Genomic DNA, 23,546 nt, shown 5'->3' with positions numbered 1-23,546 from the left:
GGAATGGGGGCTGAGCGTGCGCGCCTGTCGCATTTCTATCTTGCTGGCGCTGTCGCATCCTTAACTTGCTAAAACAAATTGTATAACAGGGGTGGGTTCAAGCTTGAAGTGCAACTTGCAAGCGAGGTAGTTTCGTATCAAGGGTTGATCCATTCAGAGGCCATGACCACGCCAGCAGGGTCATAGCTGAATCGCGCCCTGCGATTGCTCTCCCGCCGAAGCTGAAACCAATCCAATGTGTCGGCGCGGAAAGCCAGCACGCCGAAGTGCTCTTTACCGTCAGCACCGTCTGCAAGTTCCGATACAAAGGGCTGCTCGTCAGTTACAAAGGCAAGCTCATCTCCGGGTGGGCCTCCTGCATAGGTCGCACGCGTCCTAGCAGGGAGCATTTCCCAAGCTGTTTCGGCAACTGGGCTACCCGGCGCGTGAAGCTCTACCGTTCCCTGCAATCGAAGCTGCAAACGCGTCTGTGAACAGTAACCGAGCAAGGTCGCATAAGGATGCGCGCCAAATTCACGCCATTTGGCACTGCGTGTATCCGTGTGGAATTCAAGCATCCGTTTGGTCACGTCGGTTCGCCGAAGCACAACCATTCGCGCCTGAGGGAGGTTTTCGGCATCAACCGAACAGAGATTCACATAACGGAAGCAGGATTCCGGAGAAGACGCCGCCGCTTCAAGCTCGGCCCAAGCAGCAAGTTCCACTTCCTCGATAGGTTCCATTCTATGTCACTCCATATGATAAAAAGCGGCGCTGGCCCAATGACCGACACCGCTTCTTGATTGTTCCAAACAAGAACCGATCAAACGGAACGGGTCACACCACCGTCAACGCGAAGGTTCTGCCCGGTGATGTAACCTGCCCCATCAGACACCAGAAACGCGATCGTCGCGGCGATTTCCTCTGCCGTGCCATAGCGATTCATCGGCACGCTGTCGCGCCGCTCATCAGTAGACGGAAGACTGTCGATCCAGCCGGGCAGCACATTGTTCATACGGATGTTCTTGGCGGCATAGTTATCCGCGAAGATCTTGGTGAAGCTGGCCAGACCCGCCCGGAATGTTGCCGAAGTCGGAAACATAGCCGAAGGCTCCGAGGCCCATGCCGTCGAAATATTGACGATAGCGCCGCCGCCCTGTGCTTCCATAATCGGCGTTACCAGACGGATCGGGCGCACGGCGCTCAGGAAGTAAACCTCCATGCCCTTGTGCCAGTCTTCGTCGGTCAGCTCAAGGATCGGCGCACGCGGACCATGACCGGCAGAATTAACCAGTGCATCCACCCTGCCCCACTTGTCCATCGCCAGATCGACAAGTCGCTTCACATCGTCATTGACCAGATTTGAGCCGGTGACGCCCACGCCGCCCAATTCCTGCGCCAGCGCTTCGCCCTTGCCGGACGAAGACAAGATCGCTACGCGATATCCGTCCTGTGCCAGCTTTCGTGCAGCCGCAGCGCCCATGCCGGAACCGCCAGCGGTGATGATTGCAACTTTTTCTCCAGACATCAAAGGCTCCTTTGTTTCGATCTTGAGCACACTATGCCAAATTTTGATAAGACTTTCGCGCCAGAAAGAAACGCATTATACTGTAGAAAATCTACAGGCTAATCCATGAACCCGTCACGCCGCAAATTGCCTCCATTAAATGCCCTGCGCGCCTTTGAAGCTTCGGGCCGCAGGCTGAATTTCCGCGCCGCAGCGGACGAATTGCGTGTCACGCAAGGCGCTGTTGCACAACAAGTCCGTGCGTTGGAGGATCATCTCGGCCTGACGCTTTTTCATCGCCTGCCACGTGGATTAGCCCTGACGACGCAAGGTGCGAACTATCTGGCGGATGTGACCCGTGCCTTCGATACGCTTGGAGACGCCACCGGACGGCTTCTGGACAGACCGGAGACGGTTACGATTAGCGTTACGCCGACTGTCGCGGCGAAACTTCTTATTCCACGACTGGCCAGACTTCATGCAGATCTCGCAGGCGTGGAATTGCGCACCGTTGCGACGGAGGCGGTTTCCGATTTTGACCGGGACAATGTGGACATTGCGGTGCGCCTCACGCGGCCGCCTTTCCCGTCTACGCTTGATGCAAAACTGTTGTTTCGTCAGGAACTGGTAGCTGTTGCCAGCCCCTATCTCATCGACGGTAGGTCTTTGCCACTGACAAGCGAACAGCTTCGGGAAATGCCGCTTCTGCACGATGCGCATAATCACTGGCCCGAGCTTCTTGGCTCAAAAGGAAAACTGCCAGGTGCGATGTTCAACCAGACAGCACTTGCACTGGATGCTGCTCTCGCCGGTCAAGGCGTCGCTCTCGCATGTAGAGCCTTCGTTGCGTCCGACCTGGCGACCGGACGACTGGTGCAAGTGGCCGAGCCTACAATCATGATAGAACCAGATTATTACCTTATCCGCAAACGCTCAACCTCACCGAGAAAGGCGGTCGATGCCGTTTGGACCTGGTGCTCTGAGCGGTTGCTTCTGCCCGAAATGAAGTAAGGCTGAAACAGCATAGTCTTGCTAAGGGTTAGCCGACGTCCCGAAACTGTCTGTTTTCTAGGACCCAGAAGAAGACAATTGTTATGACGAGCACGATCAGAAGCAGGATGAATGCTGCTGCCGAACCCTCGTTGAGGGAGAGTCCAAGAAACGCCTGTCTATAGGCGAAGAAGCTCAAGACTTCCGTCGACGTGCCGGGGCCACCCTTAGTGAGAACATAAGTCAGATCATACGTGCGGAACTCATTGATCAGCTGGATGATGATGGCGATAGCCGCAACGGGACGCAACATCGGCAGCGTCAAGTACCAGAACTGTTCGATCTTGCCAGCGCCGTCTACTTCCGCCGCCTCGTAAGGATCGCGCGGCAACGAAGCCAGTCCAGCCGCAAGGATAAGCACGACAAAGGATGTTTGCTGCCAGATATCGATGGCTGCCATAGACCAGAGCGCGAGGTCGGACGAGCCAAGCCAGTCAAGCCTTGGCAGACCTATGGTCTCCATCATGTGGTTCACGATACCCAGATTGGGCTGCAGCAGCATACGCCAGATAAGGGCGACACTTACCGGAGACATGGCCATCGGTATGGTCAGGATTGCGAAGTAGATGGGTTTGGTTTTCACGACCGCGTTCAGCATGAGCGCAATCCCCAACCCGAGTATAAACTCGGCAACCACGGTGACGATCGAGTATTTGACTGTCAGCCATAGTGAACTCCAGAACTGCGCATTGCTCATGATCCGCGCGTAGTTTTCAAAGCCCGTGAACGGTAACAGCGATGGCCGCATCAGTGTCATCGAGGAAATCGACATGAGAACGGCATACAGAAGCGGCAGCCCCATGACGACTGCAAGTGTCAGTAATCCTGGCAAGGAAAACGCCCAGCCGGTTTTCCAGGTTCGGTCGATTGCAGTGGTGGACGTGGACATACGAATGTTTCCTAGAATGCCGCCGGGATGAAACTGAAAATTTTCTGCCGCCCTCCCTTCAACAGGGAGGGCGGCAAAGCATTATTTCTTGAGAAGGTCTTCCAGACCGGAAGCGGCTGCCTTTATGGCTGCGTCCGGCGCAATCTCGCCGCCTGCCGCCTGCGATACTTGCGTGCCGAGAACATCTTCATACTGCGCCGAATAGGCGAATATCGGGAACGACTTTCCAGAAGCGACAACATCCAGAGCCTGTTCATAGAACGGGTACTTCTTCAAGACGTCGGCGTCCTTGTAGACAGCTTCGCTGACAGGCGCATGGCCCTCAAGCGCGCGTGCGACGCCGATCTTTTTGCTCTGCACCCACTTGATGAAAGTCCAGGCTGCTTCCTGTGCTTCTGGTGATGTGTTCTTCGGAATGCCCCAACCCCAGCCACCGCTTTCGCCGTGGCCACCCGGCATCACGGAAAGACCGACCTTGCCAGCAACATTCGGGCACTTTTCGGCATTGTCCATCTGAGGCAGCATCCACCAATAGGTGACCATGCTGAAAGCTTCGCCGCTGCACATGAGGCGCATCGTATCATCCAATGTGGCCGACAGTGCGCCTTGTTGCGCCGCATTCTTGATCGCATCGACATAAAGCGTAAGCGCCTTGACGGCTTCCGGGCTGTCGAGCGTAACCTTGCGGTCCTTGTCGAGATAGCCGCCACCTGCCGAGAACAGGTAGTTGGAGAACTCCATGCTGTTCGGATCGCCACGCTGGCCCTGCATGGCCGTGCCCGCAACATTTGCCTTCGCCTTCATGAATTTGGCGACCTGCACATAGTCTTCAAGCGTTTCTGGCTTCTTCAGCTCGGCATTGAACTCGCTTTTATAGGCTTCCTTGAGCTTTGGATCGTCCAGCAGGTCTTTTCGATAAAGCATTCCCATCGAGTAGTTGTACATCGGCAGGATCGGCATGGCCTGGTCGGTCCGGCCAAGCAGATCGAGTGTTGAGGGGATAAATTCGGACAGATCAAGCTTGTCGCGTTCGGCAAGAGGCTTCAGATCAGTCAACCAACCGGCAGCGGGAAATTCGCCCGCCCATAGAAAATCTACCTCAAGGAGATTGTAATAGCTTTCCGGCGAGACAAGCTGCGTGGCGAGCTTGTCATGCATGTCGCCATAGCCCACTTTTTCAAATTCCACCTTGATGCCGGTTTCCTTCTCGAAGTCCGGCAGCAGTTTTTCAATGATGTGCGTTTCGGGCACATCTTCCATCAGTGCGCGCAGCGTAACGGTTTCCGCGTGTGCGTATCCCGCACCCGCCAGAAGAAGCAGGCTGACGCTCGCCAATAATTTGTTCCCATATTTCAGCATTTTCGTGGTTCCCTTTGTTATGTTTACCTGCATGCAATTTATCTTGGCGTCATTTGACGCTGCCGAATGTGAGCCCCTGCACGATGAAGCGCTGGATGAAACGCGATGCGATCACGAGCGGCAAAATGGCCAGAATGACGCCCGCCGCCACTTTCGCAATCTGAACCCCGTTGGAGGTCTGTAGAGAGGCAAGACCGACAGGCACGGTCGCTGTCGCCGGGCCGCTTAGCACCAGAGCAAACAGGAATTCGTTCCAGGCAAGGATGAAGCCCAGCACACCTGCCGCTGCGATACCGGGCAGAGAAACAGGCACGACAATACGCCAGAACGCACCCCAGGCGCTGGCGCCATCTGTCTGCGCTGCCCATTCCAGATCGACAGGAATACCCTCGAAGAAACCCATGAGAATCCAAATCAGGAACGGCAGATTGATTGCAGCATAAGCAATCGTCAGGCCGAGCACAGAATTGGTCATGCCCACTGAGCGGAACAGCATGAAGGCTGGCAAGACAATAGCCACTGGCGGAAGCATCTGAGTGGCAAGCACGGTGAAACGGGCCAGCGGACCGCCGGTCTTGAAGCGCGCAAAGGCATAGCCCGTCATTGCCGCAAAGGGCAGCGCGAGTAGCACAGAGCCCGTCGCCACAATCAGACTGTTGAGGTAATAGACGCCAAAGCGCTTTTGCGTGAACAGATCCACATAGTTCTGAAAGGTGAACTGAGGCATCAGTTCGGTGGAATAGGCCATCTGCTCCGGAACAAAGCTTGTTCGAAGAGTCCACAGCAATGGTAACAGGATCGCAAGCGATACGATGAAAAGGCCCGTATGGATGACTATCTTGCGCATCACCGTCTCCTAGACCGTCACAAGGCCGGGTTCTAACGGTGGTCGTTTGATGACCTTTTCCGTCTGGGCATCAAAGAGATGCATCGGTTTGGTATCGATGAACAACCGTACCTTTTGCCCGACTTCAGCGGTAAAGTGGCGGCTCACGCGGGCATTCAGTTCCAGCGGTTTGTCGTTTCCAATCTGCCCGATGACGACCGTCTCGACGCCCAGTTTTTCGACCGCAACGACAGTCAGATCGAGCGGTTGCCAATCGGGATTGTTCTGGGCTTCGTAGATGTCTTCAGGCCTGATGCCTAACAGAAGCGGTTTGCCGCTGCTGGCCGCATAATGCGGCTTATGCATCGCTGGAATGCGAATATCGACACCATCGCCCTTTGCCTGCAACTCGCCATCGTCAGATGGCGTTAGTTGCACAGGGATGAGATTCATCGGCGGTGTCGCCAGAAACTTTGCAACAAACGTATCCGCAGGATTGGCATAAACCTCCAGAGGAGCCCCCACCTGAACCATCACACCGTCGCGCATGATACAGATGCGATCTCCCATGGTCATGGCCTCGACCTGATCGTGCGTCACATGGATGATGGTCTTGCCAAGCCTGCGATGCAGCTTGACCAGTTCCAGCCGCATTTCTGCGCGCAATTGTGCATCAAGGTTTGAAAGCGGTTCGTCGAGAAGAAAGGCGTTGGGCTCGCGGACAATCGCCCGGCCAAGCGCAACGCGCTGGCGCTGCCCGCCGGACAGTGCGGCAGGTTTGCGATCAATATATTTGTTCAGCCCCAGCATATTGGCAGCATCGGAAACCTTGGCTGCAATCTCGGCAGCGGGCACGCCACGCATCTTGAGACCGAAGCCCATATTCTGCCGCACGCTCATATGCGGATAGAGTGCATAGGATTGAAACACGACCGCAACATTGCGATCTTTTGGCGGGAGCCGCGTCACGGATTTACCGCCAATACGCAGGTCGCCGGAGGTGATGCCCTCCAGCCCTGCTATCATGCGCAATGTCGTCGATTTCCCGCAACCAGATGGTCCGAGAAAAATTACAAACTCGCCGTCCTCGATCTTGAGATCGACATCACGCACCCCATAGGCGCCATTGGCGTATAGTTTGGAGACGTGTTCTAGTTCGATCGACGCCATTCAGGTCTACCCTTCTGCACGATCAGCGACACGGGCCATTTTTAGCCGGCCGCCGTTATTCCCCTGGAGGTGACTGCACTTTGTCAGCCATTCTTGTTCGTGGGCGCCTCACATCTGGCGTGAAGCGCCTTGTCTGCACTAGGTCGTATAGACGCCGCCGGTCACATTGATGCCTTGTCCGGTCATAAAGCGCGCGCCATCCGAGCAGAGGAACACAACCACTTCAGCGACATCTTCCGGTTCTTCGAGACGACCCAGCGGAGTCTGCGATACATAATCGGCAATGACCTGTTCAGGTGTAATGCCGCGCAGTTCTGCTTCCCATTCCACTTCGCGCGATTGCATGGAGGTTTTGACGAAACCGGGACAAACTGCGTTCACGCGAATTCCATTCGGCGCGAGTTCACGCGCCAGTGCTTGTGTCCAACCAAGAACTGCAAATTTGCTTGCTGAATAATGGGCCAGAAGCGGTGCCCCAATCTTGGCGGCGAGCGATGCCGTATTGACGATCACGCCCTTGGTGTCGCTGGCGAGAAAATAGCGGGCGGCAATCTGATTGGTCAGAAACACGCCACGTGTGTTCACGTCGAAATTGAAGTTCCACTCTTTGTCAGTGAGGTCGACAGCACGGTTCATCGTGGAAACACCGGCATTTGCCGCGACAATATCAAGACCACCCCATTGGGCGATCAGAGCTTCGAAACCCGCCTCGACGGATGCGCGCTGGCTGACGTCCATCGCCAGTCCGACAGCATCCCCGCCAAGTTCGCTTGCTGCGCGTTTCGCAGCATCACCGTTGATATCGGCAATTGCGATACGAACGCCATGGCGCGCCAATGCACGCGCTATCGCTTTGCCTATGCCGGAAGCAGCCCCCGTCACAATGGCGCGCTTTCCGTTCAGTTCGCTGGCCAGTTTGCCCGGCATTGCAGCGTTGGTCATTTTGTTCACCCTCGGAACGAATGTTATCGATCACGAAAAAGCATATTCACTGTTTGATTATGTTGGCAATACATAAAATTATGTTCGTTTATGTTTTTTTGAGATTGATTTTGTTCGATCCTTCTCCTAATGAATAAGTTGAATGTCTGGTCGAACCACCGGAGGAAAGTATGACGGACAAGCAAAAGGACATCCAGCCAGCAGAAGCAAAACGGCTGCCTGCCCGCGTTCGCCATGCCCATCTCGTCGACGCCGCACGCAAGCGTGGATTCCTCCAGGTTGTTGATATCGCTGCTGAACTTGGCGTCTCTGAAATGACCATTCGCCGTGATCTCGTTGAACTGGAGCGCGATGGCCTGCTTGTTCGAACCCATGGCGGAGCGGTTATCGACGAGGACGCGCCGGAGCCTTTTCTCGACCGCGAGGAACCTGCTTTTTCAGCCCGCCTGCGTGAACACAACCCCGAAAAGATGAGCATCGTTGCCAAGGCACTGGAGCTTGTTGAACGCCGCATGAGCGTCGCGCTTGATGTCGGTTCGACCACTTATCTTCTCGCCGAAGCCTTGTGTGACACCGTGGGCGTCAAGTTTTTTACATCCAGCCTCCGGACCGCGCAGCTTCTCGGCGGCGCACAACGCGAAGTCTATGTCCCTGCGGGTCAGATCCGCGGTGAAGAGCTTTCCATCTGCGGCAAGTCGGCCTGCGATGAGTTCGAGCGCCTGTGGTTTGATATCGCCTTTATTGGCGTTTCGGGCATTACGGCAGATGGTCTCTTCGATTATTCGCCGGAAGACAGTGACCTGAAGCGGGTTTACCTGCGCCGCGCCAATCGCAAGGTGCTTCTCTGCCATAGCGCCAAGTTCAACCATATGTCCCTCATCAGGATCGCCGATCTCGACGAAATCGACACCTTGATCAGCGACGCGGCCCCTCCTCCGAATATCGCCAGCGCGCTTTCCAGAGCGAATGTCGAGATCATTATCGCTCCCCCAGTTACAGGCATTTGACCGGAAATTTCCATGAGCTGCGTTCTAGGTCTTGATATCGGCACCACCTCTACAATCGGCATTCTCGTGCGACTTCCGGACGAAGTGCTCGGCATCACATCGCGACCCGTTACCCTGACGTCGCGTCAGCCCGGTTGGGCTGAAGAAGACCCGGAACAATGGTGGAGCAATTGCTGTGCCATCATTCAAGAGCTGATTGGTGCAGCCGGCATCTCAACCACCGAGATTGTAGGCGTTGGCGTCACTGGTATGCTGCCTGCAGTTGTTCTCCTTGACGAGAATGGTGCTGTGCTTCGACCGAGCATTCAGCAAAGCGATGGACGTGTCGCCGCTGAGGTCGCGGAACTGCGCAGTGAAATCGAGGAAGTTGAATTCATTGCCAAGGCTGGCAACGGCATAAACCAGCAGCTTGTCGCCACCAAGCTGCGCTGGATCGAACGGCACGAACCAGAGGTCTTTGCCAAGATCGCAACCGTTTTCGGCTCCTATGATTACATTAACTGGAAACTGACCGGAGAACGGCGGATTGAACAAAACTGGGCTCTGGAAGCTGGTTTTGTCGACATCGCAACCAACGAGTTGTCCCCGGAGTTGATCGCGCTCACCCACCTGCCTTTGTCGGTCGTTCCAGCGAAGGTCTCATCTCATGCGGTCATGGGAACGATAACGAAATCCGCTGCCCTCTCCACGGGCCTTGCAGAGGGGACACCGGTCGTCGGCGGCGCTGCCGATATGATTGCCTCAGCGCTTGCGGCAGGTGTTTCGCAAGAAGGTCAGGTACTGCTCAAATTTGGCGGCGCGCTGGACATTCTGGTTGCGACCGCAAAGGCAGCGCCAGATCCGCGCATGTTCCTCGACTACCATCTGGTACCGGGGCTTTATATGCCGAATGGCTGCATGTCGACCGGCGGTTCCGGGCTCAACTGGTTTGCCGAGAACTTTGCAGGCGGCGAAAAGCAAGCTGCAGTTGATGCGGGTTTAAGCTTGCACCAGCATCTCGATACGCTTGCCGCGAAAATCGATGCGGGCGCTGACGGCGTGGCGATTGTTCCGTATTTTCTTGGCGAGAAGACGCCTATCCATGACCCTTTTGCCCGAGGCACCATTACCGGTCTTAGTCTCAATCACAAGGTCGGCCATGTTTGGCGGGCATTGCTTGAGGCCTATGCCTATGCTGCACGCCACCATATCGAGGTGCTTCAGGATATGGGACACCACCCCAAGCAATATCTCGCTTCTGACGGCGGCGCGAACAGCCGCGTCTGGATGCAGATCATGGCGGACGTGCTTCAGGCTCCAATTCGTCAGCTCAAAGGGCATCCAGGCTCATCATTAGGCGCAGCCTGGGCGGCGGCTGTGGGCGCAAACGCCGTAGACGGCTGGGCGGGAATTGCCGCCTTCGTTGAAAATGGCGATCTCATCCAGCCACGGCCTGAAAATGCAGTGACTTACAACAGCGGTTACCAACGTTTCCGCGAAATCTACACCAACCTCAAGCCGCTTTACAGAGAGTAATCACAACGATGACGATCAAAGCCATCGCATGGGATATTGACGGTACGCTCGTAGATAGTGAGCCGCTTCACCATAAGGCACTTCTGGCCGGCACGGCGCATTTCGGCACCGATCTCAGCGATATTCCAGAAGAACGATTTCGCGGGGTCCATATGGATGCTGTCTTTGAAGCTGTCAAACCGCGATTGCCAGCCGATTTGAGCTTTGAGCCATGGATCGAACGCATTCGTGACCATTACATCGCCCATGCGGGCGAACTTCGGCCCATCACGGGCGTCCTGCAAGCAATGGACGCGGCAATGGAATACGGTCTGTTGCAGGTATGCGTCTCAAATTCCGGTCGAAATATTGTCGACACCAACATCGCCGCGCTTGGAATTGCAGACAAGCTTCGCTTCTCCATCAGCATCAACGATGTGCTGCATGGCAAGCCTGATCCAGAGCCTTATCTGGCTGCGGCCGAGCGGCTACGCCTTGCTCCAGCACAGATGATAGCAATCGAAGACAGTTTGACCGGAGCAATCTCAGCACATGCCGCAGGCATGAAGGTCGTCGGCTACGGTTTGGCTGAACAGCCCGGAAATCCAATCGACCACTACCTGGATAACTACGCAGAGCTACCGGCAATCCTGCGCGCTCACATGTGAGCGTGCAGACCGCATGAAGATCAACCGACCCGAGGTCGGAAGAAGAATACGAAGCTAACGCCGTCTCCGGATTGAACCGAAGACCGGCACAACAAAGGGGTTCACCATGAGCAAGTTTTTTGATCTTTTCCCGACGAAGAAGCCCATCATCGCGATGGTGCATCTTAACCCGATGCCTGGCGCTCCGCTTTATGACGCGGAAGCTGGCATCGAAGGTATCGTCGAGGCAGCGCGTCGCGATCTTACTGCTTTGCAGGACGCTGATGTCGATGCTGTCATGTTCGGCAACGAAAACGACCGTCCATACGAACTTGCTGTCGACGTCGCTTCCACGGCGACCATGGCCTATGTCATTGGCCGCCTGCGTGGTGAAATCGCAAAGCCTTTTGGCGTTAACGTTCTCTGGGACCCCAAAAGCTCGGTCGCTTTGGCCACGGCAACCGGCGCGTCCTTCATGCGCGAAATCCTGACTGGCACTTATGCCTCCGACATGGGGCCATGGACGCCAAATGCGGGTGAAACGATGCGCTATCGCAATCGTCTTGGCCGTTCGGATCTTGTCATGCTGGACAACGTATCTGCTGAATTCGCGGATTCAATGGATCGCCGCCCCCTCCCCGACCGGGCACGTTCGGCAGTCTTCTCGTCCATTCCGGATGCCGTTCTGGTGTCGGGCACGATCACCGGTGAAGCCGCCAATGTTTCGGACCTCGAAGCCGTCAAGCGGGTCCTGCCTAACACGGCGGTTCTGGCCAATACGGGCGTGCGTCATGCAACCGTCGCCGATATCCTCAAGATTGCCGATGGCTGCATTGTCGGTTCGTCGCTGAAGGTCGATGGTAACACCTGGAATGCGGTCGATCCGGAACGCGCCAAGGAATTCATGAACATCGTGAAGAAAGCCCGCAAGGACTGATAAAAAGACAATCGCGCGCGGTGACTGTTCGCCGCGCGCGATTGACGCCTATCACGCTCCCAAAGGCTGCGCCAGACGCGCCCGATGCCGGCTCAATCGCTCGATCAATATCGGCAAGCCCGTACCCACCACAATCAGACAACCTATTACGACCTTTTGCCAATAGGATGGCACACCCGCCATCAACAGCGTTGTATTGATCATTGTGATGACAAATACACCAAGTAGCGTCCCGAGCACTGTACCGTGACCGCCTGTTATTCGGGCTCCACCGAGAACAACGGCTGCGATGACATTCAACTCCATGCCAACCAGATCGAACGGATTAGCCATGCGCGACAGGGTCATATGGGTCATGGCAGCCAGACCAGCAATTGCGCCCGCCAGAACATAGATCAATAGCTTGACGCGCCCCACGCGAATGCCAATACGAGCGGCAGCTTCTTCAGAACCGCCGATGGCGTAGATTTTGCGCCCGAACAGCGTGAAGTTCATGATGAAGGCGACGAATACAGCGACCCCTACTAGAACAAAGAATGACATTGGAAGCGATACCATCTGGCCCAATGCGTTCTCCATCCGCACCAGAATGCTGCGCGCAAAATTGATAACTTCACGCGGCACTGACGTGACGTACACCGTCCCGACGAAGGTCAATAACGCCCCCCGAAAAAGGCTCATTGTACCAAGGGTGACGATAAGCGTCGGTAGACCGAGTCCACCGACCAGTATTCCATTGATAAGACCAAGACTGGCCCCTATGAGGGCTGCCAGTCCGAAATAGGCGATAATCGGAACATGGATATCAATACCCATGACGATTTTTACCGTTGCATACATCGCAAAGGCGCCGATTGCCGTGCAGGACACGTCAATGCCGCCGGATGCCAGCACCATCATAACGCCAAGCGCGAATATTCCGGTCACCAGTGAGTTACGTGCCAGGTCTATCAGCGTTGCCGGTGAAAAGAACGCAGGATTGAGAATGCTCAGCACAATCGCAAAAGCAACGGCTGTCAAAAAGACGACACCCTGTGGTGTCGAGAGCACCCGGATCAATGAATAGTTCATGGCCGGTCCTCCCGAATGACTTCCTGATAGAGTGTTTCTTCGTCGATATCACCGGCATCGAAACTGGCCACAATTCTTCCCTTCACCATCACCTTGATCGTGTCGGACAGTGCAATGGCTTCGCTAATGTCGTCGGTCACCACCAGAACCGCTGTTCCCGAACGGCTCAATGCGAGCAATAGTTCGTGGATTTCCCGTTTGGAGCCGACATCGACGCCGACTGTTGGACCATTGAGGATAAGCAGCTTCGGCTTTCTCTCCATCCATCGCGCCAGAACGACACGCTGTTGATTGCCGCCTGACAGCGTCACCACAGGTGGGAAGACACTGGGTGTCTTGATACGCAACCGCTTAACGGCTTCGCGCGCGCGCTCGGTGAGGCTCGACGCGCTGACAATGCCACCTTTAGTATCCGCTTCAAGACTTGAGACGATGATGTTTTCACGGATCGGCTGATTGAGAAAAAGGCCTTCTGTCAGTCGATCTTCCGGCACATAGGCAATGCCGTGTTCCATCGCGTCTGCGGGAGCCGTAAGATGCAATGGTCCATTCACGTCTTCAATGCGACCCTCGTCCGACGCAAGACATCCAAACAAAGCCAGCGCAAGTTCCGTTCGCCCTGACCCCAGAAGGCCCACAACGGATATGATTTCGCCCGCGCGCAAATCGAGATTGATCGAGACAAACTGGCCGCGTCGTCCAAGATTACGCACTTTGAATATGGCTTCCCAAGGCGTAACCGCCTCACGCGCCAGACGCTGGCTGTCAATTGGTCGACCGGACATGGCCTCTACCAGACGCGCTGGATCGAATTCACCTATCGGTCCTGCCACCACGACATGACCATCACGCAGAACCGTGACGCTGTCGCAAACAGCAAAAACTTCCTCGATCTTGTGACTGACAAACAGAAAGGCAACGCCTTCCGCCTTCAGCGCAAAGACGATATCAAGAAGCTTGGCGACCTCGCTGCGAGTCAAGGCCGTGGTGGGTTCATCCATAACGATAATGCGCGCATCATTGGCAAGCGCACGTGCAATGGCAACCAGCTGCTTGGAAGCAACAGGCAGTCTTTCCACCAGAATATCGGGATCAATATCGACCTTCATTCGTGCAAGCGTTTCAATCGCCCGCTTACGTCCAGACATGCGATTGAAGAAATGCTTGTTCTCGGTCACTGCCGCCAGAAAGCTGACATTCTCCCAAACAGTCAGATTGGGAAAAAGCGCAAAGTCCTGATAGATGACTGAAAGCCCCGCTGCTATAGCGGCTTTTGCGTCATTTTCGATGAACTTGCCGCCAATCGTGACCGTCCCGGCGTCGGCACGAACGACACCGGATAATATCTTGATCAAAGTCGATTTGCCCGACCCGTTTTCACCGGCAAGACAGCGCACCTCGCCCGGTCGCAGGCTTAAACCCACATCTTCCAGTACCCGGACGGGACCATAAGACTTGGCAACAGCCTGCATTTCCAGAACAAAAGCGCCGGAATTCTGCGTATCACTCATGCAGCTCTCCCATAGAGGCCGCCGGTTGTCCCGGCGGCCCATTGTCCATGGATCAGAAGTCGTAATTGCCCATATTTTCCTTGGTCACATCGACCCAAGCCTGGCCATAGACAACCTTGTCCTTGAGCTGAACCTTGTTGTAGCCTTCGACACCTAGGTCCATGCCATCGGTTACGGCCTTGCCATCAATGGCCATTGCGGCGAGCTTGTTCATGGCGATACCAGCCTTGGCCGGGTCCCAGAACGAGATCATGTTGATCGTGCCGCTTTCAAGATATGGGCCTGAAACCGAAACAAGGCTGGTGCCGACAATCTTGACCTTGCCCTCAAGACCCGCTTCCTCGACCGCAAGCGCCGCACCGGCGACATCTTCACCTGCGGAGCCCTGAATACCCTTGAGATTCGGATAGGTTCTCAACAGTTCCTTGGTCTTGGCATAGGCCGTCTGTTGCTGCTCGTTGCTCTCGATCTTGTCGGTCGCGAGCTTCATCTTCGGATAATGCTCTTTCTGATAGGCAATGGCTGCATCAACCCATTCATTGTGGGTCTTTGCCGTCAGATGGCCAACGAATACCGCATATTCGCCCTCTTCGCCCATCGCTTCGGCCAGCGCCTTCATCAGATGTTCGCCATAGGCGCCATTGTCGAAAGCTTCGACGTCATAGGTGACATTCTTCATGCTCGATGCTTCGTGGCCGATTACCTTGATCCCGGCCTGCAAAGCCTTGCCGAGCACGGGCTCCAAAGCTTCCGGGGAATTCGGCACCACGGTGATCGCGTCCACCTTTTTTGCAATCAGGTCTTCGATCAGCTGAACCTGCAGCGCAGCATCAGCCGAAGCGGGTCCGATCTGAGTGGCGTTGTTTCCACTTTCCTTGGCATATTCCTTCACGCCGGTTTCCATACGGTTGAACCAGGCAATGCCGGAAAGTTTGACGACAGTGACGATGGTGTGTTTTGCGTCCTGCGCGTTCGCATAGAATGCACCACCAGCAACAATAGCTGCGCTGACGGCAAGACCGGCTGCCATTTTCCTCAAGCTGATATTCATTGTTATTCCCTCCGTTGGTTTACCCCTGCTTGCCTCCCCGGCAATCAGTCAGGCTGTGTTCTGGCGAAGCTTCTGCGGCTTTCACCAATTCCTTTCCGGACGCGTGACTCCGTCCGGCCTCCCTTCAAGCCGATGCGATCCGCATCAGATCGGCTGTCCGCTCGTAGAGCTTTTTGAACGTATCGAAACCCTGCTGATAGACGCGCTTTGTCCCCGCATCAGGTTCAATGCGCCGCTCCACCGGGTTCCATTGTTCAATGTCAGCCTTCGCCACATCGCCCACCGCAAGCGCCCCCAGAAAACAGTTTCCGTAGGCCGCACCGATAGTCTTGCTTCTCACAAGCTGAAGCTTTTCGCTGACATCGGAAATGGCCTGTGACCAGACGGCATTTCTTGTACCACCGCCCACAGCAGCGATGCGCTCCAGCGGAGCATGTGCTTCGTGATAGGTATTGAAAATGTCGTTGACGCCATAAGCGACGCCTTCAAGAAGCGCACGATAAATGTCAGCGCGGATATGGGTCAGATCGAGACCGAAAATCATGCCTCGTGCTGACGGATCATGAACAGGTGTTCTCTCACCGGAAAAATAGGGGAGTACGAAAAGCCCTTTTGCGCCGGGCGGTGACGATGCGGCTTCTTCCGCCAGTGCTTGCAAGGCGCTGGCGGCGGGCAACTCGCGAGCGAACTGCTCCTGAAACCACCGCGTCAGCGTTCCGCTGGTCGACGTGCCGGACATACAGGCATGTTCTCCACGGAAAAGCCAAGGCGCATACCACAGCCGCGTATCAGCGATGCGTTGATCCGTGACCAGAATGATGAACATGGTCGAGCCATACATGACCATCATTTCGCCAGACTTCTGCACGCCGACGCTGACAGCCTCAGCGGCGGCATCGATGGTGCCAGTGATCACAGGCGTTCCAACAGCGAGCCCGGTCGCGGCTGCGGCCTGCGGTGTCACTGCTCCCGCAATGTCGGTTGTCCAGAGAAGATCGGGCAGCCGCTCACGTGAAACGATGCGTTCGGCAAAATCGTCAGTCCAGTCCTGCCGTGCAACGTCATAAAGCGGCGAGAACCCGGCCGCGGAATAGTGATCGATCGTATAGTTGCCCGTCAGCCTGTGAACGAGGAAGGAGGAGGAATTGAGAAACTTGTGCGTGCGGTCAAAAATATCAGGATGGTTCTTCTTCAACCAAAGGATTTTCGGGCCGACCGATTGCGAGGTCAACGCATTGCCGCCTTCCCGCATCAGGCGTTCAAGCCCGATTTCAGCGGTCAGTTCCTCTATCTCAACAGCTGCGCGCGTGTCGACACCATAAAGAACGGCCTTCATGAGCGGAGCGCCGTTTTCATCAACCGGCAGCATACATGGGCCAATGCCGCTGGCCGCGACTGCGCGAATATCGCTGGCCGCCACTGAACTTTGTTCGATCAATTCACGACTGATCGAACAAAATTCACCCCACCAGTTTTGTTCAGCATCATGTTCCGCCCAACCCGGTTGTGGAACCAGCATGCGATGCGGACGTGCGGCAGAAGCGACGATCCTTCCTTCCTCATCGGAAAGAACGCCCTTCGATTCAAATGTGCCGATGTCGATGCCCAGATAATAGCGCATCAGGTGTAAAGATCCCTGTCGAGGCTGAAGTCCTTGTTGATCCTGCCAATAGCCGCGACCAGAAGCGCAGTGAGACTTTCAAGATCACGCAGATCGCACATTTCAAGCGCCGTATGGGTATAACGGCACGGGAAACACACATCGATACAGGCAACGCCCTCATTGACGAGTTGCACGTAAGACGAATCCGTCAATGCGCCTGTATGGGCCGTGCGTTGCAACGGAATGGCTTCGCTTGCAGCGGCGTCGGAGAATAATTTCGGCAGTGCCGGATGGGGGATCGTTCCATTGAGCGTGCCGCGGCCATGGAAAGAGTAAAGGCTGATGGCTGGACCGCCGCCCAACTGAATTTCACCGCGATGAGCCATATCCGGCGTATCGGCATTGAGCCCGATATCAAGCTGAATGGCGATATCCGGTTTGATGGCCTGCGCTGCGACCATGGCACCACGCAGGTTGAACTCTTCCAGAACCGCGAAAACAAAATGAACTGTTGGTCGTGGACCACCTTTCGCGAGCTGACGGGCAACTTCCATCACGACGGCACAACCGGCCCGGTCGTCAACCGACGTTCCGATAACGCGATTTTCGTTGAGATGGATGACGCGCGGTGCATAGACCACCGGCGTACCGATTTCGATGCCGAGCGCCTTTACATCCGCAGCGCTTTCCGCGCCGACATCGATGAAAAGTTCGGCATAGGGCGTAACCTTGTATTTTTCTTCGGCTGGCGTGGCATGATGGCTCTTATTCGCAATGACGCCGTGAACGTCGCGCCCTTCGCCGACACAAAATAGCACCGCTTGCGCAGGCAACGCCTTTTCCGGAATACCGCCCAACCGCTCGATACGGATCAGGCCATTATCCTCGACCTTGCGCACGATGAAGCCCAGCTGATCCGTATGCGCAAACAGCATGACGGAGGGCGCATTTTCATCCCCCTTCATCGTTGCAATCAGATTGCCCAGACGATCGGTTGCAAATTCGAGCGGCAAATCAGCCAGATCGCGGGCGATGAGACGCCGTACGCGATCCTCATGGCCCGACAGGCCAGGCGTCAACATCAATGCTTCGAGCGTTGAACGTAATCGATTTTTCATGCCGTACGGGCCTTTCTTTGGAAAACGGACGCAAGGCCAAGTCGGCCTGCCAGAACGCGTGCCGACATGACGACCACAAGCAGGCCACCAAAGAACAGATCGCGTGAAAACGCACTGAACGACAGAAAGTTCAGTCCGCTCGATATGAGCTGGAGACAGATGACGGCTAACGTCACACCGGTCACGGTGCCAAAGCCGCCGGCTGGCGAAACGCCTGCCAGAATATTGATGAGAATGACAAGAAGCAGATAGGAGCTACCATAATCGGCATTGGCGGAATTGACACGCGCCAGAACCACAAGCCCGGCAATTGATGCGATGAGACCGGCAATAGCGTAGATACGAAGCAACAGACCTTTTTCGCGCGTGCCCGCAAAATGGGACGCGACGGGATTGGCTCCGAACAGCCGCAGGTGGATACCAACCGGTGTTCTCTTCAGCAGAAAGCCCAACAGAAGCGCTGTGGCTACAAACAGGACGAGTGGCAGTGGCACCACGCCACCGACCGACCAGTTGCCAAAGGCTGTGTACCACTGTGGCAGGCCCGTAATTGCAGGGCCGCCGGTAATTACGATACCAATCCCGGAGAACAGCTGCATCGTGCCAAGCGTAGCCAGAATTGGCGGAAGGCGCAGATAGGCAATCAAAAAGCCGTTGAGCAGCCCGCAAGCAACGCCTATCAGAAGCGCAACCGGAATGGCGAGGATGGCGAGTTCGGGTCCTGCCCTCATCATCACTGCTGCGACGATAGCGGCGAGATTGGCTGTGGCCACGACAGAAAGATCTATGCCACCAGACACCATCGTCGGCAGAACGGCCAACGAAAGCAGCCCGAATTCAGGAAACTGAAATCCCATTGAATTGAGGTTTGCAGCCGTTAGAAAGCCCGGCGCGAGCAGGCTCAACACTCCAAAGATGGCAATAGCCAGAACGGCCAGCCCCTTCAGATAATTGCCCGTCGTGTCCTGTCTTGCATCCATTGGCGCTCTCCCCTGCGCTGGTTGCCTTGGCCCGCTTAGCGGGCGAAAACGTGTTTGGCGATTAGCATTTCAGTTCCTCCCCCGAGGCGCCCGTTATACGGTTTCCAGAAAAGGCAGTTGGTCGCGATAAGGCTGCAAAGAGCCTTCGAAACCAATATCGGTGATAAAGCCGCTCAAATCCTGCAGCCCACAAACCGGCGCAAAACTGCGGCATCCAAGTTTACGCTGATCGGCGACAAGTATCGTCTTTTGCGCAATGACGATTGCTGCGCGTTTCACTTCTGCTTCCTCGACGGTAGACGTGGAAACACCGTCAAGATCGACACAGTCGGCGGACAGAAAGAAACAATCGGCGCGGATATGGCGTAGCGTTTCCGTGGCCCAGGCCCCGATGAGCGAATAATAGTCATTTCTGACCCGACCGCCGATGATATGCACTTCCGTTGCGCCGACGGCCGCCGCTTCGGCAATCTTCAGGTCCATCGTTACAAGCGTGATCGCCCTGCCCGCAAGCGCGCGCGCGACAGAAAGCGCTGTCGTGCCGGAGTCAAGAATAACGGTGGAATTATTGGCAACATAAGCAGCAGCTGCTTCGCCAATCCGCGCCTTGGCGCTCTGGCTTATGCGCAGCTTTTCCAGAAACATCGGCTCGGCAACACCCTCGCCCGCACCGCGGGCAACGACCCCGCCGTGAATTCTCAGGATCAATCCCGCCTGTTCCAGCGTGATGAGATCACGACGCAATGTCGGAAGCGAAACACCCATGATGCCAGCCAGATCCGAGGTGCCAATACGCTTCGCATCGGCGATGACGTCCATCATCTGCCGGTGACGTTCCTGCGGAAAACGTGTTCTTGCTTCGCTCATGTCCTGCTCCCAACGTGAACATTAATGATCGTTTTGAGCGAGTCAAGCGATTCCGTTCATATTCGGAACTGTGCAGAGCGGCGTTCAGACAGCTTGGGAAAGCATAATTTAGAAGGTCTGCAGCGGTTCAAACCAGCATTGCAAGGCAGCGCTTTTTCAGATCAGCCAATATGGACGCGCTGCGGTCGCGCGGACGCGGTAGTCCGACATCGAACACATCACGCACCCGACCGGGATTAGGCTCCATGATCAAAACACGGTCAGCGAGATAAAGTGCTTCTTCCACATCATGCGTGACGATAATGATGGAGACCTTGTTCTTCTCCCAGATAGACAAAAGTTCATCTTGAAGACGCATCCGCAGGATGGAATCCAAGGCACCGAAAGGTTCATCCATAAGAAGAATATCGGGTTCTTGCGCCAGCGCTCTGGCTATCGCCGCGCGCTGCGCCATCCCGCCTGAAAGCTGCTTCGGATAGGCCTTCGCATAGTCACTGAGACCAACGAGCGCGAGGTAATGCTGTACTCTTTCGCGCTTGGATGCGGGCGGAAGATCAGACTTGTCGAAAGCCAACTCGACATTGCCCTCGATAGTTAGCCACGGGTACAAGCGATGATCCTGAAAAACCATACCTGTTTTCGCCGGAACCGTTGTGGTTGAAACGCCACGTGTAATCGACCCACGATAGTCGCCATCCAGTCCGATAATCAGCCGCAGCAACGTGGACTTTCCGCAGCCAGACGCACCGACAATGGATATGATCTCGTTGTGCCCGACCTGAAAATTGATATCCCTCAACACCGGGCGAGGTGCGCCATCCAGAACAAAGGACTTGCTGACATGTTCGATTGAAAGGGCGTTCGTCAATTCTCTGAGCTCCAGGGCGATATAATCGATGTGACATGGCGAATGATGGACGCGAGCAAGACGCCGCCCGTTGCCAGGGTGAAGACGCCGACAATCACAATGTCCATGCGAAACTGGTCGCGCGCGCTGGCAATGTAGCTGCCCAATCCACGACCATTTCCAATGGCGTATTCCGCACCGACAGTTCCGATCCAGGCCGATAGAGCGGCAATCTGCAAACCAACATAGATATTCGGAAGCGCCGACGGCAGGCAAAGCCGGCGAATGCGGGTCCAGCGCCGCAAATTCAATGTATCAGCGACTTCAATCAACGAGGACGGCACCTGCCGCACACCCTGCTCTGTTGCAAGAAAGAGCGGGAAAAATGTCGAGAGAGCGGTAAACACAAGTTTGGTGCCCTCACCATTTCCAAACCATGCCGTCAGCAGTGGTATCCAGGCAAAGAGCGCAACCTGACGCACGGCATGAATAGACGGTGCAAGCGCCAAACCGGCCCAGCGGTAGCTGCCAACAACATAGCCGAGTGCAAGCCCAGCAATGCACCCGATAGTGCCACCGATCATCACGCGAACAATGCTTGCCAAAAGCCCCGCCCACAATTCGCGCCCCGAAGGGTCAAAGAACGGCGCCTCCAGCACCTGCAAGGGATGAATGGCCATGGGGCCAGTGATCAGCCCTGCGGATACACCACCCCACCAAACGGCGACCGCCACAAGCGGCACGACTGTGCCACGAGGAATCCGCAAAGCGGAACGTTCAGCCTTAGACATGACTACCCTTCCGCATCAGCGCTTCCGCCCGCTTCAGGAGAAGGTCGAGGGCAAAGCCGACAACGCCCACAACGATCATGCCAACAATAACGATATCGAGCTGGAAAAGCGTGCGGCCCCAAACCATCATGTAACCAAGCCCGTCAGTGCCCGCGAGCATTTCCACAACGATCAGGGAAACAAATGCCTGACTGAGCGAAAGCCGGACGCCGCTCGCGATATAGGGCGCCATAGCCGGGATTGTCAGCTTGAAAAACCGGGTACGCGCACGAAGGCCGAGAATGTCGGCAACCTCGTTGAACCCTTTAGGAATGTCCCTTGCTCCTTCGGCAGTACTGATAGCCATGGGCACGAAACAGGCTTTGGAAAGGATGATGATCTTCACGCTTTCTTCGATGCCGAATAGTAGGATCAGTATTGGCAGCCACCCAAGTGAGGGTACTGCGGCAAGCGCTCTGAAGCTTGGTCCCAGATAGGCCTCTACGATTTTAGATTTCCCAATCAGGAAACCGAACGCCAAGCCGAGAGATGCTCCAATCAGAAAACCCTCGGCAATGCGTTGGAAGCTGACGATGGCGGCAGAGAATATGTCGCCATCCGCCAGAAGATCCAGAAAGGTGTTAAAGACCCAATCCGGACGTGGAAGTACCTGCGGCGAAACCCAGCTGTTGGCCGACGCGGCCCACCAGAGAACTAGCAAGCAGACCGGCCCGGTCAAGACCAGAACTGAGCTTTTGATGAGAAACTGCAGTTTCGCCAGTCGCTCGTCTTTCATTCTCCGGGAGACGCTAAAGTCGGCTCCAGCTTCCAACGTCGCCATCAGCTTTCTCCGATCAGTTCAGAAGTTCACCCGTTGCGAAACGATCAGGCCACAACGACTGAAGGTTCAATGTCTTGACGGCATTGTCCACGTAGCTTCTATCGACCCATGTATCGAGATGGATATCATGCCTAATGAGCTTCTGCTGCTTGTCGAAGTCGATGCCGCTGCGATAACGCGCCGCAAAGAACCCATCGAGACGCGGATTGTATTTCTTACCAAGCTCGCCGCCTTCATTGGACTTGCGAATGACCTCTATTGGCGACCCTGCCCGCGACCAGATACTGAATGCCTCTTCCCGGTTTTTGTCATCCGACAGCCATTGCGCGGCTTTGACAAAGCCCGTCACGACTTTCTGCGTTGCTTCCGGATAGGCTTTACGGAACTTATCGGTGACGAGGAATGCGCCGAAACCGTCACCGGTCGCGCCAACCGCAGAGGATTTGTAGAAGATCTTGGCCAGACCTTTATCCTCAAGTGGAAGCAGGAAGTCTGCACCGAATACGGCATCGACGCTCTTTGCTGCAATAGCCGCAAGCTGGTCCGCATTTTTCAGATCGACGATGGTGATATCTTTTTCAGATAAGCCAGCATTCTTCAAAGCGGTAATCAACGCCCAGTGAATGATGGTTGCCTTCTGGATGGCGACTTTTTTGCCCTTCAAGTCGGCAATCGTTTTGATGTCAAGGTCCGGCCTGGACGCACCAAAGATCGTGGTGCCGCCATAGGACGCCAGAATGACGGTATCGAGACCATTGGCCTTCCCAATAATATTGGGAACCGCACCATAGGACGCAAAGTCCAGTTGACCGTTAGACAGCGCTTCGTTGATCGCTGGACCCGTTCCCGTGAAATAGGTAAACTCGATCTTGGTGGGAGTTCCCTTGAATTCATCCGCGATGAAGCCTTTGGCGTCCGCTATCGCCTGAAGGCCGACGCCGAACGGCGTACCAAAGCCGAAGCCCACATCACCGAAACGAATAGTTGCTGGTGCATCCTCGGCCAGCGTAGGAGCAGCCGCGGCGGTTATAACGCCGACCGCCAGCAGGAAGGTCGATAAAAATCGTCTCATAAATTTCT

Annotated in this window: 23 protein-coding genes; 5 read left to right on the top strand and 18 right to left on the bottom strand. The window is 55.5% G+C overall.

Features of this window, described 5'->3' with window-relative positions; all coding sequences use genetic code 11:
* Nucleotides 1-137: 137 nt before the first annotated feature.
* Together HWD97_RS16090 and HWD97_RS16085 are read right to left on the bottom strand one after the other, a co-directional pair.
* The gene (locus tag HWD97_RS16090) at nt 138-722 is read right to left on the bottom strand and encodes a pyridoxamine 5'-phosphate oxidase family protein (RefSeq protein ID WP_283735295.1); all 585 of its coding nucleotides are present in this window, start codon (nt 720-722) and stop codon (nt 138-140) included.
* An 80-nt stretch (nt 723-802) separates the two neighbouring features.
* Nucleotides 803-1,507, bottom strand: coding sequence for an SDR family oxidoreductase (locus tag HWD97_RS16085; protein ID WP_078337470.1), 705 nt, complete (start codon nt 1,505-1,507; stop codon nt 803-805).
* Between the two features lie 105 nt (nt 1,508-1,612).
* Between HWD97_RS16085 and HWD97_RS16080 the strand changes: the two genes are divergently transcribed.
* Entirely contained in the window at nt 1,613-2,497 is an 885-nt protein-coding gene (locus tag HWD97_RS16080; RefSeq protein ID WP_121537889.1) for a LysR substrate-binding domain-containing protein, read from the top strand.
* Between the two features lie 28 nt (nt 2,498-2,525).
* Here HWD97_RS16080 and HWD97_RS16075 read toward each other — a convergent pair whose 3' ends face one another.
* The 5 genes from HWD97_RS16075 to HWD97_RS16055 all read right to left on the bottom strand — a co-directional run bounded on the left by HWD97_RS16075 (nt 2,526) and on the right by HWD97_RS16055 (nt 7,722).
* On the bottom strand, nt 2,526-3,425 hold the full coding sequence (locus tag HWD97_RS16075; RefSeq protein WP_371835258.1) for a carbohydrate ABC transporter permease: 900 nt from the start codon (nt 3,423-3,425) through the stop codon (nt 2,526-2,528).
* Between the two features lie 81 nt (nt 3,426-3,506).
* Nucleotides 3,507-4,784: an ABC transporter substrate-binding protein gene (locus HWD97_RS16070; protein ID WP_171317676.1), complete on the bottom strand. Its 1,278-nt coding sequence runs from the start codon at nt 4,782-4,784 to the stop codon at nt 3,507-3,509.
* A gap of 49 nt (nt 4,785-4,833) precedes the next feature.
* A complete protein-coding gene (locus HWD97_RS16065; RefSeq protein ID WP_078337097.1) occupies nt 4,834-5,631 on the bottom strand; it encodes a carbohydrate ABC transporter permease in 798 nt (265 codons plus the stop codon).
* Between the two features lie 9 nt (nt 5,632-5,640).
* Nucleotides 5,641-6,780, bottom strand: coding sequence for an ABC transporter ATP-binding protein (locus tag HWD97_RS16060; protein ID WP_371835257.1), 1,140 nt, complete (start codon nt 6,778-6,780; stop codon nt 5,641-5,643).
* A 138-nt stretch (nt 6,781-6,918) separates the two neighbouring features.
* A complete protein-coding gene (locus tag HWD97_RS16055; protein ID WP_235858937.1) occupies nt 6,919-7,722 on the bottom strand; it encodes an SDR family NAD(P)-dependent oxidoreductase in 804 nt (267 codons plus the stop codon).
* Between the two features lie 170 nt (nt 7,723-7,892).
* Here HWD97_RS16055 and HWD97_RS16050 point away from each other — a divergent pair, with 170 nt between their 5' ends.
* The 4 genes from HWD97_RS16050 to HWD97_RS16035 all read left to right on the top strand — a co-directional run bounded on the left by HWD97_RS16050 (nt 7,893) and on the right by HWD97_RS16035 (nt 11,807).
* The gene (locus HWD97_RS16050) at nt 7,893-8,729 is read left to right on the top strand and encodes a DeoR/GlpR family DNA-binding transcription regulator (protein ID WP_078337100.1); all 837 of its coding nucleotides are present in this window, start codon (nt 7,893-7,895) and stop codon (nt 8,727-8,729) included.
* Between the two features lie 12 nt (nt 8,730-8,741).
* Nucleotides 8,742-10,244, top strand: a complete 1,503-nt coding sequence (locus HWD97_RS16045; protein WP_371835256.1) for an FGGY-family carbohydrate kinase — start codon at nt 8,742-8,744, stop codon at nt 10,242-10,244.
* 8 nt (nt 10,245-10,252) lie between these two features.
* On the top strand, nt 10,253-10,891 hold the full coding sequence (locus HWD97_RS16040; protein ID WP_109365978.1) for an HAD family phosphatase: 639 nt from the start codon (nt 10,253-10,255) through the stop codon (nt 10,889-10,891).
* A gap of 106 nt (nt 10,892-10,997) precedes the next feature.
* Nucleotides 10,998-11,807 (top strand): BtpA/SgcQ family protein, encoded by an 810-nt coding sequence (locus HWD97_RS16035; protein WP_109365979.1) that lies wholly within the window; start codon nt 10,998-11,000, stop codon nt 11,805-11,807.
* 51 nt (nt 11,808-11,858) lie between these two features.
* Here the strand turns inward: HWD97_RS16035 and HWD97_RS16030 are convergent, their stop codons facing one another.
* The 11 genes from HWD97_RS16030 to HWD97_RS15980 all read right to left on the bottom strand — a co-directional run bounded on the left by HWD97_RS16030 (nt 11,859) and on the right by HWD97_RS15980 (nt 23,538).
* Entirely contained in the window at nt 11,859-12,878 is a 1,020-nt protein-coding gene (locus HWD97_RS16030; RefSeq protein WP_283735290.1) for an ABC transporter permease, read from the bottom strand.
* A complete protein-coding gene (locus tag HWD97_RS16025) occupies nt 12,875-14,389 on the bottom strand; it encodes a sugar ABC transporter ATP-binding protein (protein WP_371835255.1) in 1,515 nt (504 codons plus the stop codon). The genes HWD97_RS16030 and HWD97_RS16025 overlap by 4 nt, the downstream gene beginning before the upstream one ends.
* A 52-nt stretch (nt 14,390-14,441) precedes the next feature.
* Nucleotides 14,442-15,440 (bottom strand): autoinducer 2 ABC transporter substrate-binding protein, encoded by a 999-nt coding sequence (locus HWD97_RS16020; protein WP_209445980.1) that lies wholly within the window; start codon nt 15,438-15,440, stop codon nt 14,442-14,444.
* Nucleotides 15,441-15,564: 124 nt separating this feature from the next.
* Nucleotides 15,565-17,061 (bottom strand): FGGY-family carbohydrate kinase, encoded by a 1,497-nt coding sequence (locus tag HWD97_RS16015; protein WP_124915470.1) that lies wholly within the window; start codon nt 17,059-17,061, stop codon nt 15,565-15,567.
* Complete coding sequence (locus HWD97_RS16010) at nt 17,061-18,161, bottom strand: M42 family metallopeptidase (RefSeq protein WP_124915469.1); 1,101 nt, start codon at nt 18,159-18,161, stop codon at nt 17,061-17,063. Before HWD97_RS16010 ends, HWD97_RS16015 begins: the two co-directional genes overlap by 1 nt.
* A complete protein-coding gene (locus HWD97_RS16005) occupies nt 18,158-19,141 on the bottom strand; it encodes an ABC transporter permease (protein ID WP_113534276.1) in 984 nt (327 codons plus the stop codon). Before HWD97_RS16005 ends, HWD97_RS16010 begins: the two co-directional genes overlap by 4 nt.
* 93 nt (nt 19,142-19,234) lie before the next feature.
* Nucleotides 19,235-20,008, bottom strand: coding sequence for a DeoR/GlpR family DNA-binding transcription regulator (locus HWD97_RS16000; protein WP_124915467.1), 774 nt, complete (start codon nt 20,006-20,008; stop codon nt 19,235-19,237).
* 127 nt (nt 20,009-20,135) lie between these two features.
* Nucleotides 20,136-20,876: an ABC transporter ATP-binding protein gene (locus HWD97_RS15995; RefSeq protein ID WP_109365986.1), complete on the bottom strand. Its 741-nt coding sequence runs from the start codon at nt 20,874-20,876 to the stop codon at nt 20,136-20,138.
* On the bottom strand, nt 20,873-21,646 hold the full coding sequence (locus HWD97_RS15990) for an ABC transporter permease (RefSeq protein WP_235858935.1): 774 nt from the start codon (nt 21,644-21,646) through the stop codon (nt 20,873-20,875). The genes HWD97_RS15995 and HWD97_RS15990 overlap by 4 nt, the downstream gene beginning before the upstream one ends.
* Nucleotides 21,639-22,466: an ABC transporter permease gene (locus tag HWD97_RS15985; protein ID WP_124915466.1), complete on the bottom strand. Its 828-nt coding sequence runs from the start codon at nt 22,464-22,466 to the stop codon at nt 21,639-21,641. Before HWD97_RS15985 ends, HWD97_RS15990 begins: the two co-directional genes overlap by 8 nt.
* A gap of 13 nt (nt 22,467-22,479) precedes the next feature.
* Nucleotides 22,480-23,538, bottom strand: coding sequence for an ABC transporter substrate-binding protein (locus tag HWD97_RS15980; RefSeq protein ID WP_371835254.1), 1,059 nt, complete (start codon nt 23,536-23,538; stop codon nt 22,480-22,482).
* Nucleotides 23,539-23,546 lie beyond the last annotated feature (8 nt).

The sequence above is a fragment of the Ochrobactrum sp. C6C9 genome (assembly GCF_022627935.1).
Lineage (GTDB): Bacteria > Pseudomonadota > Alphaproteobacteria > Rhizobiales > Rhizobiaceae > Brucella > Brucella teleogrylli.
Note: the sequence above shows the minus strand (reverse complement) of the source record. Positions and strands in the feature narration are given on the sequence as shown.

What these genes read in the sequence shown, in the direction of transcription:
- HWD97_RS16090 (WP_283735295.1), bottom strand. Translation starts at nt 722, where the DNA reads ATGGAACCTATCGAGGAAGTGGAACTTGCTGCTTGGGCCGAGCTTGAA.
- HWD97_RS16085 (WP_078337470.1), bottom strand. Translation starts at nt 1,507, where the DNA reads ATGTCTGGAGAAAAAGTTGCAATCATCACCGCTGGCGGTTCCGGCATG.
- HWD97_RS16080 (WP_121537889.1), top strand. Translation starts at nt 1,613, where the DNA reads ATGAACCCGTCACGCCGCAAATTGCCTCCATTAAATGCCCTGCGCGCC.
- HWD97_RS16075 (WP_371835258.1), bottom strand. Translation starts at nt 3,425, where the DNA reads ATGTCCACGTCCACCACTGCAATCGACCGAACCTGGAAAACCGGCTGG.
- HWD97_RS16070 (WP_171317676.1), bottom strand. Translation starts at nt 4,784, where the DNA reads ATGCTGAAATATGGGAACAAATTATTGGCGAGCGTCAGCCTGCTTCTT.
- HWD97_RS16065 (WP_078337097.1), bottom strand. Translation starts at nt 5,631, where the DNA reads ATGCGCAAGATAGTCATCCATACGGGCCTTTTCATCGTATCGCTTGCG.
- HWD97_RS16060 (WP_371835257.1), bottom strand. Translation starts at nt 6,780, where the DNA reads ATGGCGTCGATCGAACTAGAACACGTCTCCAAACTATACGCCAATGGC.
- HWD97_RS16055 (WP_235858937.1), bottom strand. Translation starts at nt 7,722, where the DNA reads ATGACCAACGCTGCAATGCCGGGCAAACTGGCCAGCGAACTGAACGGA.
- HWD97_RS16050 (WP_078337100.1), top strand. Translation starts at nt 7,893, where the DNA reads ATGACGGACAAGCAAAAGGACATCCAGCCAGCAGAAGCAAAACGGCTG.
- HWD97_RS16045 (WP_371835256.1), top strand. Translation starts at nt 8,742, where the DNA reads ATGAGCTGCGTTCTAGGTCTTGATATCGGCACCACCTCTACAATCGGC.
- HWD97_RS16040 (WP_109365978.1), top strand. Translation starts at nt 10,253, where the DNA reads ATGACGATCAAAGCCATCGCATGGGATATTGACGGTACGCTCGTAGAT.
- HWD97_RS16035 (WP_109365979.1), top strand. Translation starts at nt 10,998, where the DNA reads ATGAGCAAGTTTTTTGATCTTTTCCCGACGAAGAAGCCCATCATCGCG.
- HWD97_RS16030 (WP_283735290.1), bottom strand. Translation starts at nt 12,878, where the DNA reads ATGAACTATTCATTGATCCGGGTGCTCTCGACACCACAGGGTGTCGTC.
- HWD97_RS16025 (WP_371835255.1), bottom strand. Translation starts at nt 14,389, where the DNA reads ATGAGTGATACGCAGAATTCCGGCGCTTTTGTTCTGGAAATGCAGGCT.
- HWD97_RS16020 (WP_209445980.1), bottom strand. Translation starts at nt 15,440, where the DNA reads ATGAATATCAGCTTGAGGAAAATGGCAGCCGGTCTTGCCGTCAGCGCA.
- HWD97_RS16015 (WP_124915470.1), bottom strand. Translation starts at nt 17,061, where the DNA reads ATGCGCTATTATCTGGGCATCGACATCGGCACATTTGAATCGAAGGGC.
- HWD97_RS16010 (WP_124915469.1), bottom strand. Translation starts at nt 18,161, where the DNA reads ATGAAAAATCGATTACGTTCAACGCTCGAAGCATTGATGTTGACGCCT.
- HWD97_RS16005 (WP_113534276.1), bottom strand. Translation starts at nt 19,141, where the DNA reads ATGGATGCAAGACAGGACACGACGGGCAATTATCTGAAGGGGCTGGCC.
- HWD97_RS16000 (WP_124915467.1), bottom strand. Translation starts at nt 20,008, where the DNA reads ATGAGCGAAGCAAGAACACGTTTTCCGCAGGAACGTCACCGGCAGATG.
- HWD97_RS15990 (WP_235858935.1), bottom strand. Translation starts at nt 21,646, where the DNA reads ATGTCTAAGGCTGAACGTTCCGCTTTGCGGATTCCTCGTGGCACAGTC.
- HWD97_RS15985 (WP_124915466.1), bottom strand. Translation starts at nt 22,466, where the DNA reads ATGGCGACGTTGGAAGCTGGAGCCGACTTTAGCGTCTCCCGGAGAATG.
- HWD97_RS15980 (WP_371835254.1), bottom strand. Translation starts at nt 23,538, where the DNA reads ATGAGACGATTTTTATCGACCTTCCTGCTGGCGGTCGGCGTTATAACC.